The sequence below is a fragment of the Pelomonas sp. Root1217 genome (assembly GCF_001425705.1).
Classification (GTDB): Bacteria; Pseudomonadota; Gammaproteobacteria; order Burkholderiales; family Burkholderiaceae_C; genus Pelomonas.
Map to the genome: position 1 here is coordinate 480,896 of NZ_LMDC01000001.1, position 16,132 is coordinate 497,027.

The following is a 16,132-nucleotide window of genomic DNA, read 5'->3' on the forward strand; positions in this document are numbered from 1 at the left end:
GTTCGCACCGCATTGGGGCGGCACGGCAACAATTCCACGCTTGCCCGCGCAACGACTTGCAGTTGTGAACTTATCCCCTGAATCGAGGAGGCAGCCTGACTACATTCCGGCATCTGCGCCAAGCGACCGGCGCATTAGCAATGGGATGAGCCGGATGAACCTTGTCTTTCTGCCCGCCGTGAGCCTGATGCGCCGCCTGCCGATGGCGCACAAGTTCTTCATCGTCTGCCTGTGCTTTGCAACTCCGCTGGCCTATCTGCTGGTGTCGCTGGCGGGCGACCGATCCGACGCGCGTGACTTCTCGGCCAAGGAGCTGGTCGGGGTTGCCCAGGTACGTCAGGTCAGCGGCCTGCTGAACGCGGCCATGGCGCTGCGAGGGACCTCCATCGGCATGAGCGCCAAGATGCCCGGTGCCGAAGCCAGGCGCGACGAGGCCCTGGGCAAGTTCGAGACCCAGGCCCAGACGCTGGAGCGCGAGATCGCAACCGGCGATGACCCGCTCAAGCTCGCTTCAGGCCTGGCCGCCGCGCGCGCCAAGGCCAAGGCCCTGGTCGCTCTCGGTGCGGCCGAGCCCGAGCCGGTCGTCGTGGCCAGCTTTGCGCTGACCGACGCGGTGCAGTCCCTTGTCGAGCAGGCCTCGTCCGAGTCCAACCTGGCCCTGGATCCCGACGCGGATACCTACTACCTGATGCTGAGCGTCACCGATGCCCTGCCGCGGCTGCGGGATGCCGTCGGCCGCATGCGCGCCTTGGGCGCCGCGACTGCTCAAATGGGTTCACCGCCCGCTGGCGTGCTGCAGCGCCTGCACCAGGCCGACACGTTGACCGAGGAATACCTGACGCGCCTGACCGCGGCATTGAACCGGGTCGCGGCGGCCAATCCCGAGGCCGTGAAAGGCCTGGACGTGCAGCTCGTGGACCGGATCCGCAAGGACTTTCGTGAGAAGTTCGCTCAGGGCTTCGTGCTGGGCGAGCCGCCCAAGGTCGATGCGGTCGAGTGGTTCGCGCTGGGCACGGCACAGATTGCCGCGGCCGACAGGTTGGAGCGCGCCGCGGAGGCAAAGCTGGCCGAACTCGTCACCGCGCGGGTCCAGCGCCTGACGCGCGACTTGTGGACGGCCATGATCCTGGCCATCAGCTTTGTCACCATTGCCGTCTATGCGCTGGTGAGCTACTACCTGGCGTCGCGCAGCAGTTGCGCTGCGCTGGGCCGCCGCATCGAGGCCCTGGGCGCCGGCGACCTCAGCGAGAACCCGGCCCTGGACGGCCGCGACGAGGTCGTGCTGGCGACGAATGCCTTGCGCGAGGCCACGCTGCGCCTGAGTGGCCTCGTGCACGAGGTGCGGGCCGGCGCCGAGCACATCTCCACGTCGGCCACGCAGATCTCGGGCGCCAACCAGGACCTCTCGGCACGCGGCAATGCGATGGCTTCGGTCGTCGAGCAGACCAGCGCCAGCACCGGCGTGCTGGAACAGACCGTCGACCACAACATGAACAGTGCGCGCGAGGCCCATGACCTGGTGCAGGGCGCGGCCGAGCTGGCCGGGCGTGGCGGCGCCATCGTGCAGCGTGCCGTGAACTCCATGGAGGAGATCACCGCGAGCTCGCGCAAGATCGGCGACATCATCCAGGTCATCGACTCCATCGCTTTCCAGACCAACATCCTGGCGCTGAACGCCGCTGTCGAGGCCGCCCGCGCAGGCGAGCAGGGCCGCGGCTTCGCGGTGGTGGCCAGCGAGGTCCGTTCGCTCGCCCAGCGCTCGGCCGAAGCCGCCCGCGAGATCAAGACGTTGATCAACTCGTCCATCGAGACCGTCCACCAGGGCGAGGCCTATGTGGCCCAGGCGGGTGGCTCTATGGGCGAGATCGTGCAGGCCATCCACCGCGTGGCCGCCATCGTCGGCGACATCAGCAGCCAGTCTTCCTCCCAGGCCGACCAGGTCCGCCAGCTCGCGGCTGCCATTCGCGAGGTGGATTCGACGACGCAGCAGAATGCCGCCCTCGTCGAGGAGACGGCGGCTTCGGCGTCAATGCTGGAAGACCGTGCCGGTCAGCTGCGCGAGGCGGCGGCGAGGTTCAGGACAGCGATGGCTTGACCGGGATCCGGCGTCGCTGCCAGTGGTCCACGGCATCCACGACGGCTTCCCAGGCGCGGCGGTCGTAGGTGACCGCGGCGAAGAGGTTGTCCGCGCTGGGTTGTTGGCGGACTGCGGTGAGGGCGAGCCGCTCCAGAGGCTCACGGGCCGCCGCGACGCAGCCCGCCAGATCGGCGAATCCCGCGCCGACCCGGTGAAACAGCACCCCGCGGCGCAACTCGGTGGCCTTCAACGAAGGTGACTCGAGCACCCTCAGGAAGATGCGCGCCTGGCCCTCGCCCCGCAACTCGACGCAGAATTCCCTGCGCCAGCCGGTCAAGGCCTGCTCTGCTGTCAGCTCCGGCTGGAGCTCGTCGATCTGTAGTGTCATCGGCCGCAGTCTGGGGCATCGGGCGGGCGCGCCAGGCGTCCATGTATCTCGATGCTTCCTTCTGACGCTGGCCGATGCACAGGGAAACAAATTGGCGTGCCGTCGCTCGGCGCCGCGGCAACAGCTTGCCGGGCCTGAAATCCCTGACGCCGCTGCGTGGGGCCGACACCCGCAGGGCACCCTATCATCCAGGCCGTTTTTTATCGCCGGGAGAGCCGCATGGCCATGGATGTTGTCGACTATGAGATCAAGGGTGCCGAGATGCAGTTTGTCGAGATCGAGCTCGATCCCGGCGAGGCGGCCATCGGCGAGGCGGGCTCGATGTTCTTCATGGACTCGTCAATCGGCATGGACGCCGTCTTCGGGGACGGCTCGGCCAACCAGGGCGGCTTCCTCGGCAAGCTGCTGGGCGCCGGCAAGCGGCTCCTGACGGGCGAATCGCTGTTCACGACCATCTACACCAACAACGGCAGCGGCAAGCAGCGCGTGGCCTTCGCCGCGCCCTATCCGGGCAAGATCATCCCGATGGACCTGGCAGCGCTGGGCGGCACTCTGATCTGCCAGAAGGACGCGTTCCTGTGCGCGGCGCGCGGCGTGTCCCTGGGCATCGCGTTCCAGCAGAAGCTGTCCGCCGGCTTCTTCGGCGGCGAGGGCTTCATCATGGAGCGCCTGGAGGGCGACGGCCTGGCCTTCGTGCACGCCGGCGGCACCATCGTCCGGCGCAGCCTTCAGCCGGGCCAGACGCTGCTGGTGGACACGGGCTGCGTCGTTGCCTACACGCCCAATGTCAATTTCGAGATCCAGTACGTTGGCAAGATCAAGACGGCGCTGTTTGGCGGTGAGGGCCTGTTCCTGGCCAAGCTGACCGGCCCGGGCGAGGTCTGGCTGCAGAGCCTGCCCTTCTCGCGCCTGGCCTCGCGCATCTTCGCGGCCGCGCCCCAGAACGGCGGCCACAAGGAAGAGGGCTCCGTTCTCGGTGGTTTTGCCGGCGGCGGGCTGCTGGGAAGCATCCTTGGCGGCGACGACGAGTAAGCGCCCCGGTAAACTGACGCGTTGTGGAGGGCGGCGGCTGCCGCCCTTTTTGCTTTTAAGGACTCCTGGAATGTTTCGTCGCAGCGCGTTCGCGCTCCTGATGGTCCTGGCCGGCCTGGCCCAGGCCAATGCCCAGAGCAATGGCCGCCCGCCGGTCTTCGTGCTGAATTCGCTGGACGCCGACATCTCCGTCGTCGATCCGGTCGGCTTCACCGTCATCAAGCGCATCCCGACCGGCAAGGAGCCCCATCACCTCTACCTGTCGCCCGACGAAAAGTCCCTCATCGTCGCCAATGCGCTGGCTGATTCGCTGACCTTCATCGATCCGCGCACGGCCGAGGTCCAGCGTGTCGTGCGTGGCATTCCCGACCCCTATCACCTGCGCTTTTCGCCGGATATGAAGTGGCTGGTCACGGCCTCCAACCGTCTAGACCGCGTCGACCTCTACCGCTGGCAGGGCAGCGCCGCAGCCGAGCCGCTGCAACTGGTCAAGCGCATCCCGGCGCCGAAGACGCCGAGTCACCTCAACATCGACACCAAGAGCACGACGCTCTACGCCAGCCTGCAGGACAGCGACGAACTGTTGGCCATCGACCTGGCGACGCAGAGCGTCAAATGGAAGCAGACCGTCGGCAAGATGCCGGCCGACATCTACCTGACGCCCGATGACCGCTTCATCCTCATCGGCCTGACGGGCGACAAGTTCGTCGAGGTCTGGGACGTCAGCGGCGCGGGTGCGCCCAGGCTCGCCAAGCGCATCCTGACGGGCGCCGGCGCCCACTCCTTCCGTGCCTGGGGCGACAGGCGCCATGTGCTGGTCAGCAACCGCGCCGCCAACACCATCAGCAAGATCGACCTGACGACGCTGGCTGTCGTCGACCAGTTCCCGGCACCGGCCGGTCCCGACGACATGGAGCTGCTGACCGACGGCAAGACGCTGCTCGTCACTTCGCGCTGGGCCGGCAAGGTCACGCAGATCGACACCACCACGCGCAAGGTGGTCAGGCAGGTCAAGGTGGGCAAGTCGCCGCACGGCATCTGGACGCTGGATCACCAACCTCGTCTATGAAAGCCTGGGCTCTGGCGCTGGTGGTCACTGCGGCCACCGCGCAACCGTCTTGTGACAAGCCGGTCTACCTCACCTTCGACACCGGCCACATGGGAGTCGCGCCGCTGATCGCCGAGACGCTGAAGAAGCACAACGCGAAAGCGACCTTCTTCCTCGCCAGCGAGCCCACGCTGACCGGTGGCACGACGCTGGACGACACCTGGGCCCCCTGGTGGCGCGAGCGTGCGGCCGAGGGCCATGACTTCGGCGCCCACACCTGGGACCACGACATCTTCATGGAAGACGTGCTTGATGCCGACGGCAAGGTGGTGCGCTTCAAGGTGAAGACGCAGGCGGGCGTCAACCCGCCTGTCGTCCACGAGGTCACGCCCGAGCAGTATTGCGAAAGCCTGAAGAAGGTCGGCGAGCGCTTCACGGCCATGACGGGCAAGTCGCTGGGCCCCATCTTCCGTGCCCCGGCGGGGCGCTCGTCCAAGGCCCTGCTGAATACCGCCAAGGCCTGCGGCTTCACCCACGTGGGCTGGAGCAGCGCGGGCTTCCTGGGGGATGAGCTGCCCAGCCAGAGCCATCCCAACGCGCAGCTGCTGGACAAGGCGCTGCGCGACGTCAAGCCCGGCGACATCCTGCTCGCCCACCTCGGCATCTGGGAGCGGCAAGACCCCTGGGCGCCCGCAGTGCTGGAGCCGCTGATGACGGGGCTGGAGCAGCGGGGCCTATGCTTTGCACCGCTGCGCGAACATCCGCGCTACGCCTCGCTGTTCAAGGCCGCTGAAACCAAGGTCGCCCTGAAGACCGAGCCCAAGACCTACGCCCGCAAACCGTGATCGACTGGATTGCCAACGCCTTCGACGCCGCGCAGCTCTGGCTTTACGAGTCGGTCGTACAGCCGGTGGTGTTCGGCCTGGGCTTTGGCAACCTGCTCGAGGATGCCTTCGACGCGACCGGCTGGCTGCTGCTGGGCCTGATCCAGATCGTCGTCATCGTGCTGGGCATCGGCATCCTGGAGCGGCGCTGGCCCGTCGAGCCGGTGACGGACCATGCAGCCGTGCGCACCGACGTCATCTACACGCTGATCCACCGCCTCGGCCTCGTTCGCCTGTTGATGTTCTTCAGCATCGAGCCGCTGTGGGACGGCATCGCCGGCGAGCTGCGCATGGCGGGCCTGCCGACCTGGCAGCTCGACGGCTTCTGGCCCGGCGTCACCGATGTGGCCTGGGTGAGCCTCCTGCTCTATCTCGTCGTCTTCGACTTCGTCGGCTACTGGCTGCACCGCGCCCAGCACCAGTTCAACTGGTGGTGGGCCCTGCACAGCCTGCACCACAGCCAACGCCAGATGACGATGTGGAGCGACAACCGAAACCACCTGCTGGACGACGTGCTGCTCGGCACGGCGCTGGCCCTGCTGGCCCGCCTCATCGGCGTGGAGCCGGGCCAGTTCGTCGCCATCACCGTCATCACCCAGTTGCATGAAAGCCTGCAGCATGCGAATGCGCGCATCAGCTTCGGCCGCATCGGCGAGCGCCTCTTGATCAGCCCGCGCTTTCACCGCCTGCACCACAGCATCGGCATCGGCCATGAATCCGGCGGCCGCGGCACCCTGGGCGGGCACAACTTCGGCGTCCTGCTGCCGCTGTGGGACCAGCTGTTCCGCACCGCCAACTTCGACAACCGCTTCGACGCCACCGGCGTGCGCGACCAGTTGCCCGAGGAAGGTGGCCGCGACTACGGCGCCGGCTTCTGGCGCCAGCAATGGCTGGGGCTGATCCGTCTGTTCGGTTCGTTCCGGAAAGCTGCCTGATGCAAAGCTTCGTCGATTCCTTCTGGCGCGCCGCCGCCTATTGCCTGCACCCGCGTGTCATCGGGCTGTCGTTGCTGCCGCTGCTCATCTGTGGCGTGCTGGTGTTCGGCTTCATGTTCTTCTTCTGGGAGGGTGCCATTGCCGCAGTGCGCGCGACGCTGGAGAGCTGGCGCCTCATCGAGAGCCTGCTGCAGTGGCTGGACAGCTGGGGTCTGCAGGCCTTCCGCAGTGCGCTGGCGGCCATCGTCGTGCTGGCCGCCGTGCTGCCCGTCGTCATCCTGCTGAGCCTGCTGCTGGTCGCCCTGCTGATGACGCCGGCCATCGTGCGCCTCGTCGCCCAGCGCCGTTTCCCGCTGTTGGAGAAGAAGCGCGGCGGCACGCTGATGCAGAGCGTCGCGGCCTCGCTGGGCGCCACCGTCGTCGCACTGGTGCTCATCCTGCTGTCCATGCCGCTGTGGCTGATCCCGCCCCTTGTCATGGTGCTGCCGCCCCTGATCTGGGGCTGGTTGACCTACCGCGTCTTCGGCTTCGACGTGCTGGCCGACCATGCCTCGGCGGAGGAGCGTCGCGCGCTGCTCAAGGAACATCGTCTCCCCATGCTGGCCATGGGCGTGGTCTGCGGCTATCTCGGCGCCGTGCCGTCGCTGATCTGGGCCGTGGCCGGCGTGGCCGCCATCATCTTTGCGCCCTTCGTGGTGCTGCTGGCGATCTGGCTCTACACGCTGGTGTTCGCCTTCTCCACAGCCTGGTTCACGCATTACGCACTCGCCGCCCTGCAGGCGCGAAGAGCGGCGGAGCCGGTGGCTGAATCTGCCGTCCTCATCGAAAGCTGAAGCTATGCAAGTGGGTCTCATCATCATTGGCGACGAGATCCTGTCGGGCAAGCGCCAGGACTCCCACCTGGCCAAGTTCATCGAGCTGCTGTCCCAACGCGGCATGCAGCTGGCCTGGGCCCAGTACCTGGGCGACGACCGCGAACTGCTCGTTGGCAAACTGCGCGAGGCCTTTGCCAGCGGCGACCTCGTCGTCAGCTGCGGCGGGATCGGTGCCACGCCCGACGACCACACCCGCCAATCGGCTGCCGCCGCGCTCGGGAGGCCGCTGGTTCTGCACCCTGAGGCGCGCGAGCTGATCTGGCAGCGCATCCAGCAGACCGCCGCGGAGCAAGGCAAGACGGTGACGGCCGACGAGCCCGACACGCTGCGCCGCCTGGAGATGGGCGTCTTCCCGGAGGGCGCCGGCATCGTCCCCAACTCCTTCAACAAGATCCCGGGCTTCTTCGTCGGCCACGTCCACTTCGTGCCGGGCTTCCCGGTCATGGCGCATCCGATGATGGCCTTGGTGCTGGATCGCTACCCGCAACTGCACCGCCAAGTGGGCGTCATCGAGCGCTCGCTGATCGTGCAGGGTGCGATGGAAGCCAGCCTGACGCCTTTGATGGAAGCCGTCGAGGCAGAGTTCGACGGCATCAAGGTTTTTAGCCTGCCAAGCGTCGACCACCCGCAGTGGGGACGCTGCATTGAGTTGGGCGTGAAATGGGGCCCCGCGCCCGCGAGTACGCAGTCGGCCCCCCGAGGGGGCGCAGCCGATCTAGGGAGCGGCCCGTCGATCGGCTTGGGCGACGCTGAACGCCTCGATGCCGCCTACGACGCCCTGAAGCGGGGCGTGATCCATTTTGGTGCGGTCATCAGCACCGAGCTGGTGCGATAGTTCTCGCGCCGTAACCAGGCCCGCCACATAATGCCCGGCGCTGCCGGGCAGCAACCCATGTCGGTGCATCTGGCATGCAAACTGCTTTGAATACCCCCGTGGCCGCTGGCGCGTGTGCGTCGGTGGCGGCATTCCACCCCTGTCCAGATCCCGCTAGGAGCTATTGATGGCCAAGACCGTCGCCGATGTGATGAACATCGTCAAGGAAAACGAAGTCAAGTTCGTTGACTTCCGCTTCACCGATACACGTGGCAAGGAGCAGCACGTCTCCGTGCCGGTCTCCCATTTCGACGAAGACAAGTTCACATCGGGCCACGCCTTCGACGGCTCCTCGATCGCCGGCTGGAAGGGCATCGAAGCTTCGGACATGTTGCTGATGCCCGATCCGAATACGGCCAACATCGACCCCTTCTTCGAAGAGCCGACGCTGATCCTGTCCTGCGACGTGGTCGACCCGGCCGACGGCAAGGCCTATGAGCGCGACCCGCGTTCGCTGGCCAAGCGCGCCGAGGCTTATCTGAAGGCTTCCGGCCTGGGCGACACGGCTTATTTCGGCCCGGAACCCGAGTTCTTCATCTTCGATAGCGTGCGCTGGGGCAATGAAATGTCCGGCTCGTTCTTCAAGATCGAGTCCGAGGAAGGCGCCTGGAATTCCTCCAAGGAATACGAGCACGGCAACAGCGGCTACCGCCCCACCGTCAAGGGCGGCTACTTCCCCGTGCCCCCGGTCGACAGCGGTCAGGACATGCGCTCGGAGATGTGCCTGATCCTCGAGCAGATGGGCATCCCGGTCGAAGTGCATCACCACGAAGTGGCGAACGCAGGGCAGATGGAAATCGGCACCAAGTTCAGCTCGCTGGTGCAGCGCGCCGACTGGCTGCAACTGCAGAAGTACATCATCCAGAACGTCGCCCACGCCTATGGCAAGACCGCGACCTTCATGCCCAAGCCCCTGGTCGGCGACAACGGCTCTGGCATGCACGTGCACCAGTCGGTCTGGAAGGACGGCAAGAACCTGTTCGCCGGTGACGGCTATGCCGGCCTGAGCGAATTCGCGCTGTACTACATCGGCGGCATCATCAAGCACGCCCGCGCGCTGAACGCCATCACCAACCCCGGCACGAACTCGTACAAGCGCCTGGTGCCCGGCTTCGAAGCCCCGGTGAAGCTGGCCTACTCGGCCAAGAACCGCTCGGCCTCGATCCGCATCCCCTACGTCGCCAACCCCAAGGGCCGCCGCATCGAAGCGCGCTTCCCGGATCCTTCGGCCAACCCCTACCTGGCCTTCAGCGCGCTGCTGATGGCCGGCCTGGACGGCGTGGAGAACAAGATCCACCCGGGCGAAGCCGCCACGAAGGACCTGTACCACCTGCCGCCGGAAGAAGACGCGAAGATCCCGACCGTCTGCCACAGCCTCGACCAAGCGCTGGACTACCTGGACAAGGGCCGCTCGTTCCTGACCAAGGGGGGCGTCTTTACCGACAGCTACATCGACGCCTACATCGAGCTGAAGATGCAGGAAGTGACGCGCTTCCGCATGGCCACGCACCCGGTCGAGTTCGACATGTACTACGCGCTGTGATGACCATGGGCAGCCCTCATGCTGCCTGTGTCATCCCCGTGGAAGGGGGCCGCTGCTGCGGCCCCTTTTTTGTTGCCGACGCTGAGCCACAATCCCGCCATGCTGAATCGATTGCTGGCTCCGTTGTTCGTCCTGGCCAGCCTGGGCGCGCAAGCCCAGGGCACGGTCTATCGCTGCCCGGGGCCGCCGGTGCTCTACACCGATGCCTTGAGCGCCAAGGAAGCCAACGAGAAGGGCTGCCGCACGATCGAGGGCACGCCGATCACCGTGCTGCAGGCGCCCAGGCCGCGCGCCAGCGCTTCGGCTGCGCCAGTGGCCGAGGGGCAGCGCGGTGCTGAAAGCCGCATCGACGCCGGCCAGCAGCGCGTGCGCGACGACGAGCGCCGCCGCGTGCTACAGACCGAGCTGCGCCAGGCGGAAGAACGCCTCGCGGCTGCGCAGCGCGAGTTCAACAACGGCCAGGGCGAGCGCCGCGGCGACGAGCGCAACTACCAGAAGTACCTCGACCGCATGGCCGAGCTCAAGGACAGCATCGCGCGCCACGAGTCCGACATCCAGGCGCTCAAGCGCGAAATCGCCAAACTTCCCTGAGGCGCAGAGCGCCGGAGGAGCGTGGTCGGCGGCAGGCCGGGCTCGCGTTGGCCCCAAAACGGAGGCTAGGCAAGGCGCGGCGTGCAGCCCGGGCTGGTTGCCCGGGCAAACGGCGCAACGAAGAATCGCCTCCGTTTTGGGGCCAACCCTTCGGGCCGGCGCGATTTGCGGCGTCATGCCGCGTTGCGCCCTCGTTGCGGGAGCCCCTCCCGCGCCTCGCGCGCGCCTTGCCTGGCGCCGCAACTCGCGTCGGCGCGGGCCCGGCCTGCCACCGACCACGCTCCTGCTCCATGACTGATACCTCTTTGCTGCCGGCCGAGTTTGCCGGCCTGGACTTGCTGGCGACCATGGTCGTCGTCACCAGCGCGGAGGGCGAATGCCTGTTCGCCAATGCCGCCTTCGAGAACGTCATGCGGCTGTCGCGCCGGAGCGTGCAGAAGGCCCATTTGCCCGACTGGTTCGATGACGCCCAGCGCCTCACCGAGACCCTGGCCGGCGTCGCTGCCAACCATTACTCCAGCAGCCGCTTCGACGCCCTGCTGCGCCGCGGCTCCTGGGCCCACGAGGATGGGCTGCCCGTGCATGTCATCGTGTCGCAGATGGATGCGGGCGACGAGAACGCGCCGCGCGTGCTGGTGGAGCTCATCGAGATTGCCCAGCAGGCCCGCCAGGATCGCGACGAGCGCAGCCTCGATCAGGTCCAGGCCACCAAGGAACTGACCCGCAACCTCGCCCACGAGATCAAGAACCCGCTGGGCGGCATCCGCGGTGCAGCGCAACTGCTGGCGCTAGAACTGCAGGACGGCAATCCCGAGCTGACGGAATACACCCAGGTCATCGTGCATGAGGTGGACCGCCTGCAAAGCCTGGTCGACCGCCTGCTGGCGCCGCATCGCCGTGCGCAGGTGGTGGGTGATGCCAACATCCACGAGATCTGCGAACGGGTGCGCGCGCTGGTGCTCATTGAGCATCCCAAGGGCCTGGTCATCCACCGCGACTACGACACCTCGCTGCCAGACTTCCGCGGTGATCGCGAGCAGTTGATCCAGATGGTGTTGAACATCGTGCAGAACGCCGCTCAGGTGCTGGGTTCGCGCATCGCGGCCGGTGACGCGCAGATCGTCTTGCGCACGCGGGTGGCCCGGCAGGTGACCATCGGCAAGCAGCGCTGGCGCTTGGCACTGGAATTGCATATCGAGGACAACGGTCCCGGCGTCCCCGCCGAGATCCGGGATCGCATCTTCTTTCCCCTGGTCTCAGGGCGGGAGGGCGGCTCGGGGCTCGGACTCACGCTCGCGCAGACGATCGCCCAGCAACATCAGGGCATGATCGATTGCGAGAGCGAGCCAGGCCTGACGAATTTCCGAATCACGCTGCCCTTGCCATGACGCCACAAGCTGACCGGATGGGCTGAGGAACCGCATGAAATCCATCTGGGTTGTTGACGACGACCACTCGATCCGCTTCGTGCTCGAGAAGGCCCTGGCCCGCGAGGGGCTGCCGGTGCGCAGCTTCAGCAATGCGCGCGACATGCTCGCCGCTCTCGAAGACGATTCGCCACAGGTGCTGGTGTCCGACATCCGCATGCCCGGCGGCTCGGGCCTGGAGCTGTTGGCCAAGGTCAAGGCCAAGCTGCCGGCCCTGCCCGTCATCATCATGACGGCCTATTCCGACCTGGACAGCGCCGTGTCGGCCTTCCAGGGCGGCGCGTTTGAATACCTGCCCAAGCCCTTCGACCTGCCGCGCGCCGTGGAGCTGATCCGTCGCGCCCAGGAAGAGAGCCAGCGCGAGGCGGGCGAGCAGGAGGCCGCCGCGCAGGTGCCCGAGATGCTCGGCCAGGCGCCGGCCATGCAGGACGTCTTCCGCGCGATTGGCCGGTTATCCCAGAGCAATGTCACCGTGATGATCACAGGCGAGAGCGGCTCGGGCAAGGAACTGGTGGCGCGAGCGTTGCACAAGCACAGCCCGCGCAGCGAAGGCCCCTTCGTCGCGATCAACACCGCGGCGATCCCCAAGGACCTGCTGGAAAGCGAACTCTTCGGCCATGAGCGCGGCGCCTTCACCGGCGCCCAGGCCTCGCGGCGCGGCCGCTTCGAGCAGGCCGACGGCGGCACGCTCTTCCTCGACGAAATCGGCGACATGCCCTTCGAGCTGCAGACGCGACTGTTGCGTGTGCTGTCGGACGGCCAGTTCTACCGTGTCGGCGGCCACAGCCCGATGCGCAGCAATGTGCGCGTCATCGCGGCCACCCACCAGAACCTGGAAGACCGCGTTCGCCAGGGCGTGTTCCGCGAGGACCTGTTCCACCGCCTCAACGTCATCCGCCTGCGCCTGCCGCCGCTGCGCGAGCGCCGCGAGGACGTGCCTTCGCTGGCGCGTCACTTCCTGCAGCGCAGCGCGACCGAACTGGGCGTGGAGCCCAAGCGCCTGTCTGACGCAGCCCTTGTCGTGCTGACCAATTTCGACTTCCCCGGCAATGTGCGGCAGCTGGAGAACATCTGTCACTGGCTCAGCGTCATGGCGCCCAGCCAGACCGTCGAGCCCAAGGACCTGCCCGACGAAGTGCAGCCCGGCTATGTCCCGGCGCCCTCCACGACGGCCATGACGAGCATGCCGGCTGCGCAGCCGAACACCGCCTCGCCCCTGCCGACCGCCGCACCGGCCAGCACCAGCAGCGGGGAAGGCTGGCTGGCCGACATGGCTGCCGATGCGCGCGCAAGGCTGCTGGCGGGTGAGCCTGACGTGTGGGATGCACTGACGAAGAAGTTCGAGGCACAACTCATCCTGACGGCGCTGGACATCACGCGCGGCCGCCGCATTGAGGCCGCCCAGAAGCTCGGCATCGGCCGCAACACCATCACGCGCAAGATTCAGGAGCTGGGTCTGGACGTGTAGGAAGCCGGCAGGCAGGCAGGCAGGCCGCTACAGCACGTCCACCATGATGGGCTTGCCGGTGAGGTAGCCCTGGATCAGCTGAAAGCCCATCTCCCGGCAGACCTGGGCCTCGGCCTCCTGTTCGACGCCTTCGGCCAAGGGCACCGAGCCGAGCTCCAGCACCATGCGCACCAGGTCGCGCACCATGCGCTGCTTGCGCTCGCTGGCCTCATGCAGGTTGCGCACGATGCCCATGTCGAACTTGACGAAATGCGCCGGCACCTCGGCCAGCTCGTTCAGGCGCGCCTGGCCGGCGCCGAAGTCGTCGTAGGCGAACTCCACGCCGATGCTGGTCAGGCGCTCGGCCAGTTCGCGCATGCGGTCAACCTCGACCACAGCGCTTTCATGCACCTCTACGACCAGCCGCGGGCGCGCTGGCAGCGTCAGCAGCCCGTGCAGGGACTGGAAGAACTCGTCCGAGAAGGTCTCGCTCGGATGGGCATTGACGAAGACGCGCACCCCCTGCGCCTTGGGCGCCAGCGCCGCCACGCCGTGGGAGCGGAACGCCTCGCTCAACTCGGCTTCGCGCCGCAGCGTGGCGGCCATCCTGAACAGATGCATCGGCGAACCGGGCAGCTCCGGGTGAGTGCAGCGGCCCAGCAGCTCGTAGGCGAACAGGCCGCCCGTGCGCGCGTCGACGATGGGTTGCGCCGCGCCTGTCAGACCGCGGCCCGCCAGAAACTCCATGAACTGCGCCTCCAGGCGCACGAAATTCTGGCTGAGGGGGTTCATGCCCGGCGGCACGACCATCGTGCGCAGCGGGAGCGGGCCTGCCAAGGTCGCCGCGGCCAGCGTCTCGTCGTGGGTCAGGCGGAACTCGGCCGTGCAGAAATGGATGATGTCGTTCGGTGCCAGCGGCCGGGGTGCCTCCAGGCGCTCGTGGTTCACAAACGTGCCGTTGGTGCTGCCGAGGTCGACCACCAGCAACCCGCCCGCGTCATCGGCCTGCAGTTCGGCATGCCGCCGAGACAAGCCCTGCGCCTCGATGGTCAGGTCGTTGCCAACGTCACGCCCGACGCTGAAAGGCAGGCGGTCAATGCGATGCGTGACGCGTGAACCGTCAGCGGCCACGCTCTCCAGAAACCACGGCGTACTGCCCATTCATGCCCTCCACGCCGCTACCGCAAATCTGCGGCGCCGCACTTCCGGTGCGTGCTGCGGCATGAGCACATTCTGAAACACATTCGACGGGCAGGGGCACCGGTCCTTCCCTCGGTTGGGGGTCAGCGGCCGCTCAACCTTAACCCCAGCAACACCAGGGTCGCGAGGCCGAAAACCAGCGTCAGCACGCGCCAGAACAGCAACGGATGGCGCTGCTGTAGCGGCGTGCGGTCGCGGCTCATGAATTCGGGGCCGGGCGCGTAAAGATCGTGGGCAAGCTCCGACAGCGCCTGCTGGCGCCGCGCGGGCTGCGGGTGCAGGGCCTTGCGCAGCACACGGTCCAGCCAGTCGGGCAAGTCCGGGCGCCGGGTGCGCAGCGGCACGTACTGCAGCTTGTGCAGGTCACGCGGGCCGCGCACCTGCGGCACCTGCAGGCCGTAGGGCAGGGCGCCTGTCAGCATCTGGTAGGCCAGCACGGCCAGCGAGAACAGCTCGGACACCGGCGTGCCGCCGTCGCCGGTGAAGTATTCCGGTGCGGTGTACTGCAGGCTGCCGGCGATGTCGGTGGCGCGCGCATCGCCCAGGCCCTCGTTCAGGCCCGCCACATGGGCCGAGGCGAGGTCGATGAGGATGACGGTGCCCTGGCGGTCGATCATCAGGTTCTCGGGCCGCAGGTCCTGGTGCAGCATCTCCTTGCGATGCAGGGCCTGCAGGCCACGGGCGATCTGGTCGACGAGCTGGCGCACCTCGTCGAGCCCAGGCTTCGGGTGATCGGTCATCCATTGGGCCAGGGTCTGCCCGGTGATGAACTCCATCGCCGTGAAGAGGTGCTCGCGGCGCTTCTCGGCCGGCGCGGCCTTGATGACATGCGGGCTGTCGACGCGTCGCGCCACCCACTCCTCGATCGCGAAGCGGTCCAGGGCCCGGTGGTCGGTGCCCATCTCGGCGGAAGGCAGCTTGAGCGCCCATTCGCGCTCCTGGGCATCGACGGCCAGCACGACCTGGCTGCGTGCGCTCGCATAGAGCTCGCGAACGACACGATAGCCCTCGAACTCCATGCGCGGGGCCAACCGTGGCGGCAGGCGCAGCCGCTCGCGCTGCACGGGCGGCGCGAGCTGATCGGGCAATGACTCGACGCGCGCCAGCATGACGGTGGCGTTGTCCTGGCTGCCCCGCGCCAGCGCCGCGGCCACCAGGGCCCGGGCGGCGGCCTGCAGGTCGGCACCGTGGTGCTTGACGGCGCTGACGACGAACGCCGGGTCCAGGTGTTCGTAGGCGCCGTCGGTGGCCAGCAGATAGGTCTCGCCGACCTCGGTGGGCCAGCAGGCGTGGTCGATCTCGAGATGCGGGCTGATGCCTAAAGCCCGGCCGAGATAGGTCTGGCCGCCGTCCAGGCGCACGCGGTGGTCGTGGCTCAGCTGCTCCAGTGCGGTCGGGTGGATGCGGTAGGCCCGCGTGTCGCCGACATGCAGCAGATGCACCTCGCGGCCCTTGAAGACCAGCGCGCTGAAGGTGCAGACATGGCCGCGGTCCTTGTCGAAGCGGCCTTCGCCGAGCTGCGTCTGGGCGTGCAGCCAGCCGTTGGTGGCGGCCAGCACGCATTGGGCGGCGCGGCGCACCGTCCAGGCTTCGGAGGTGCCGTAGTAGTCCTCCAGGAAGCCGCGCACCGCGGCCGCGCTGGCGACCTGGCTGACGGGGCTGCTGCTGATGCCGTCGGCAATGGCCAGCGCGATGCCGCGGGAGCGACGCTGTGCGTCGGTCGGCTGGGCGACGCCGTGGAAGTCCTGGTTCAGCGGCTTGGCGCCGGCCTCGGAGTGCTGGCCCAGCGTCAGCCTCAGAGCCGCGCCCAT

General features: G+C 67.4%; 14 protein-coding genes. 11 read left to right on the forward strand and 3 right to left on the reverse strand.

The window, feature by feature from the left end; all coding sequences use genetic code 11:
- Positions 1–154: 154 nt before the first annotated feature.
- Positions 155–2,095, forward strand: a complete 1,941-nt coding sequence (locus ASC95_RS02280) for a methyl-accepting chemotaxis protein (protein WP_057296165.1) — start codon at positions 155–157, stop codon at positions 2,093–2,095.
- Here the strand turns inward: ASC95_RS02280 and ASC95_RS02285 are convergent.
- Positions 2,076–2,465 carry a hypothetical protein gene (locus ASC95_RS02285; protein WP_057296166.1) on the reverse strand — a complete coding sequence of 130 codons (390 nt, stop codon included), beginning with the start codon at positions 2,463–2,465 and terminating at the stop codon, positions 2,076–2,078. The two genes, ASC95_RS02280 and ASC95_RS02285, sit on opposite strands and share 20 nt — an antisense overlap.
- A 219-nt stretch (positions 2,466–2,684) precedes the next feature.
- Between ASC95_RS02285 and ASC95_RS02290 the strand changes: the two genes are divergently transcribed.
- The 10 genes from ASC95_RS02290 (at position 2,685) to ntrC (ending at position 13,142) form a co-directional block, all read left to right on the forward strand.
- Positions 2,685–3,497: a TIGR00266 family protein gene (locus ASC95_RS02290; protein ID WP_057296167.1), complete on the forward strand. Its 813-nt coding sequence runs from the start codon at positions 2,685–2,687 to the stop codon at positions 3,495–3,497.
- A 70-nt stretch (positions 3,498–3,567) separates the two neighbouring features.
- On the forward strand, positions 3,568–4,566 hold the full coding sequence (locus tag ASC95_RS02295) for a YncE family protein (RefSeq protein ID WP_200960057.1): 999 nt from the start codon (positions 3,568–3,570) through the stop codon (positions 4,564–4,566).
- Positions 4,563–5,390 carry a polysaccharide deacetylase family protein gene (locus ASC95_RS02300; RefSeq protein ID WP_082567425.1) on the forward strand — a complete coding sequence of 276 codons (828 nt, stop codon included), beginning with the start codon at positions 4,563–4,565 and terminating at the stop codon, positions 5,388–5,390. The genes ASC95_RS02295 and ASC95_RS02300 overlap by 4 nt, the downstream gene beginning before the upstream one ends.
- Positions 5,387–6,364, forward strand: a complete 978-nt coding sequence (locus ASC95_RS02305; RefSeq protein ID WP_057296168.1) for a sterol desaturase family protein — start codon at positions 5,387–5,389, stop codon at positions 6,362–6,364. Before ASC95_RS02300 ends, ASC95_RS02305 begins: the two co-directional genes overlap by 4 nt.
- Positions 6,364–7,197 carry an EI24 domain-containing protein gene (locus tag ASC95_RS02310; RefSeq protein ID WP_057296169.1) on the forward strand — a complete coding sequence of 278 codons (834 nt, stop codon included), beginning with the start codon at positions 6,364–6,366 and terminating at the stop codon, positions 7,195–7,197. The genes ASC95_RS02305 and ASC95_RS02310 overlap by 1 nt, the downstream gene beginning before the upstream one ends.
- 4 nt (positions 7,198–7,201) lie before the next feature.
- The gene (locus tag ASC95_RS02315; protein ID WP_057296170.1) at positions 7,202–8,074 is read left to right on the forward strand and encodes a molybdopterin-binding protein; all 873 of its coding nucleotides are present in this window, start codon (positions 7,202–7,204) and stop codon (positions 8,072–8,074) included.
- 166 nt (positions 8,075–8,240) lie between these two features.
- Entirely contained in the window at positions 8,241–9,656 is a 1,416-nt protein-coding gene (gene glnA / locus ASC95_RS02320; RefSeq protein WP_057296171.1) for a type I glutamate--ammonia ligase, read from the forward strand.
- A 99-nt stretch (positions 9,657–9,755) separates the two neighbouring features.
- Entirely contained in the window at positions 9,756–10,247 is a 492-nt protein-coding gene (locus tag ASC95_RS02325; RefSeq protein ID WP_057296172.1) for a hypothetical protein, read from the forward strand.
- A 290-nt stretch (positions 10,248–10,537) separates the two neighbouring features.
- Positions 10,538–11,635: a nitrogen regulation protein NR(II) gene (gene glnL / locus ASC95_RS02330; RefSeq protein ID WP_057296173.1), complete on the forward strand. Its 1,098-nt coding sequence runs from the start codon at positions 10,538–10,540 to the stop codon at positions 11,633–11,635.
- A 34-nt stretch (positions 11,636–11,669) separates the two neighbouring features.
- The gene (gene ntrC / locus ASC95_RS02335; RefSeq protein ID WP_057296174.1) at positions 11,670–13,142 is read left to right on the forward strand and encodes a nitrogen regulation protein NR(I); all 1,473 of its coding nucleotides are present in this window, start codon (positions 11,670–11,672) and stop codon (positions 13,140–13,142) included.
- A 27-nt stretch (positions 13,143–13,169) separates the two neighbouring features.
- Here ntrC and ASC95_RS02340 read toward each other — a convergent pair whose 3' ends face one another.
- Entirely contained in the window at positions 13,170–14,282 is a 1,113-nt protein-coding gene (locus tag ASC95_RS02340; RefSeq protein WP_057296175.1) for an EAL domain-containing protein, read from the reverse strand.
- A gap of 122 nt (positions 14,283–14,404) precedes the next feature.
- A complete protein-coding gene (locus ASC95_RS02345) occupies positions 14,405–16,132 on the reverse strand; it encodes a bifunctional protein-serine/threonine kinase/phosphatase (protein ID WP_057296176.1) in 1,728 nt (575 codons plus the stop codon).

Excerpts from the sequence above, each read along its gene's own strand:
- ASC95_RS02280 (WP_057296165.1), top strand. The coding sequence starts at position 155 with ATGAACCTTGTCTTTCTGCCCGCCGTGAGCCTGATGCGCCGCCTGCCG.
- ASC95_RS02285 (WP_057296166.1), bottom strand. The coding sequence starts at position 2,465 with ATGACACTACAGATCGACGAGCTCCAGCCGGAGCTGACAGCAGAGCAG.
- ASC95_RS02290 (WP_057296167.1), top strand. The coding sequence starts at position 2,685 with ATGGCCATGGATGTTGTCGACTATGAGATCAAGGGTGCCGAGATGCAG.
- ASC95_RS02295 (WP_200960057.1), top strand. The coding sequence starts at position 3,568 with ATGTTTCGTCGCAGCGCGTTCGCGCTCCTGATGGTCCTGGCCGGCCTG.
- ASC95_RS02300 (WP_082567425.1), top strand. The coding sequence starts at position 4,563 with ATGAAAGCCTGGGCTCTGGCGCTGGTGGTCACTGCGGCCACCGCGCAA.
- ASC95_RS02310 (WP_057296169.1), top strand. The coding sequence starts at position 6,364 with ATGCAAAGCTTCGTCGATTCCTTCTGGCGCGCCGCCGCCTATTGCCTG.
- ASC95_RS02315 (WP_057296170.1), top strand. The coding sequence starts at position 7,202 with ATGCAAGTGGGTCTCATCATCATTGGCGACGAGATCCTGTCGGGCAAG.
- glnA (WP_057296171.1), top strand. The coding sequence starts at position 8,241 with ATGGCCAAGACCGTCGCCGATGTGATGAACATCGTCAAGGAAAACGAA.
- ASC95_RS02325 (WP_057296172.1), top strand. The coding sequence starts at position 9,756 with ATGCTGAATCGATTGCTGGCTCCGTTGTTCGTCCTGGCCAGCCTGGGC.
- glnL (WP_057296173.1), top strand. The coding sequence starts at position 10,538 with ATGACTGATACCTCTTTGCTGCCGGCCGAGTTTGCCGGCCTGGACTTG.
- ntrC (WP_057296174.1), top strand. The coding sequence starts at position 11,670 with ATGAAATCCATCTGGGTTGTTGACGACGACCACTCGATCCGCTTCGTG.
- ASC95_RS02340 (WP_057296175.1), bottom strand. The coding sequence starts at position 14,282 with ATGGGCAGTACGCCGTGGTTTCTGGAGAGCGTGGCCGCTGACGGTTCA.
- ASC95_RS02345 (WP_057296176.1), bottom strand. The coding sequence starts at position 16,132 with ATGGGCGCGGCTCTGAGGCTGACGCTGGGCCAGCACTCCGAGGCCGGC.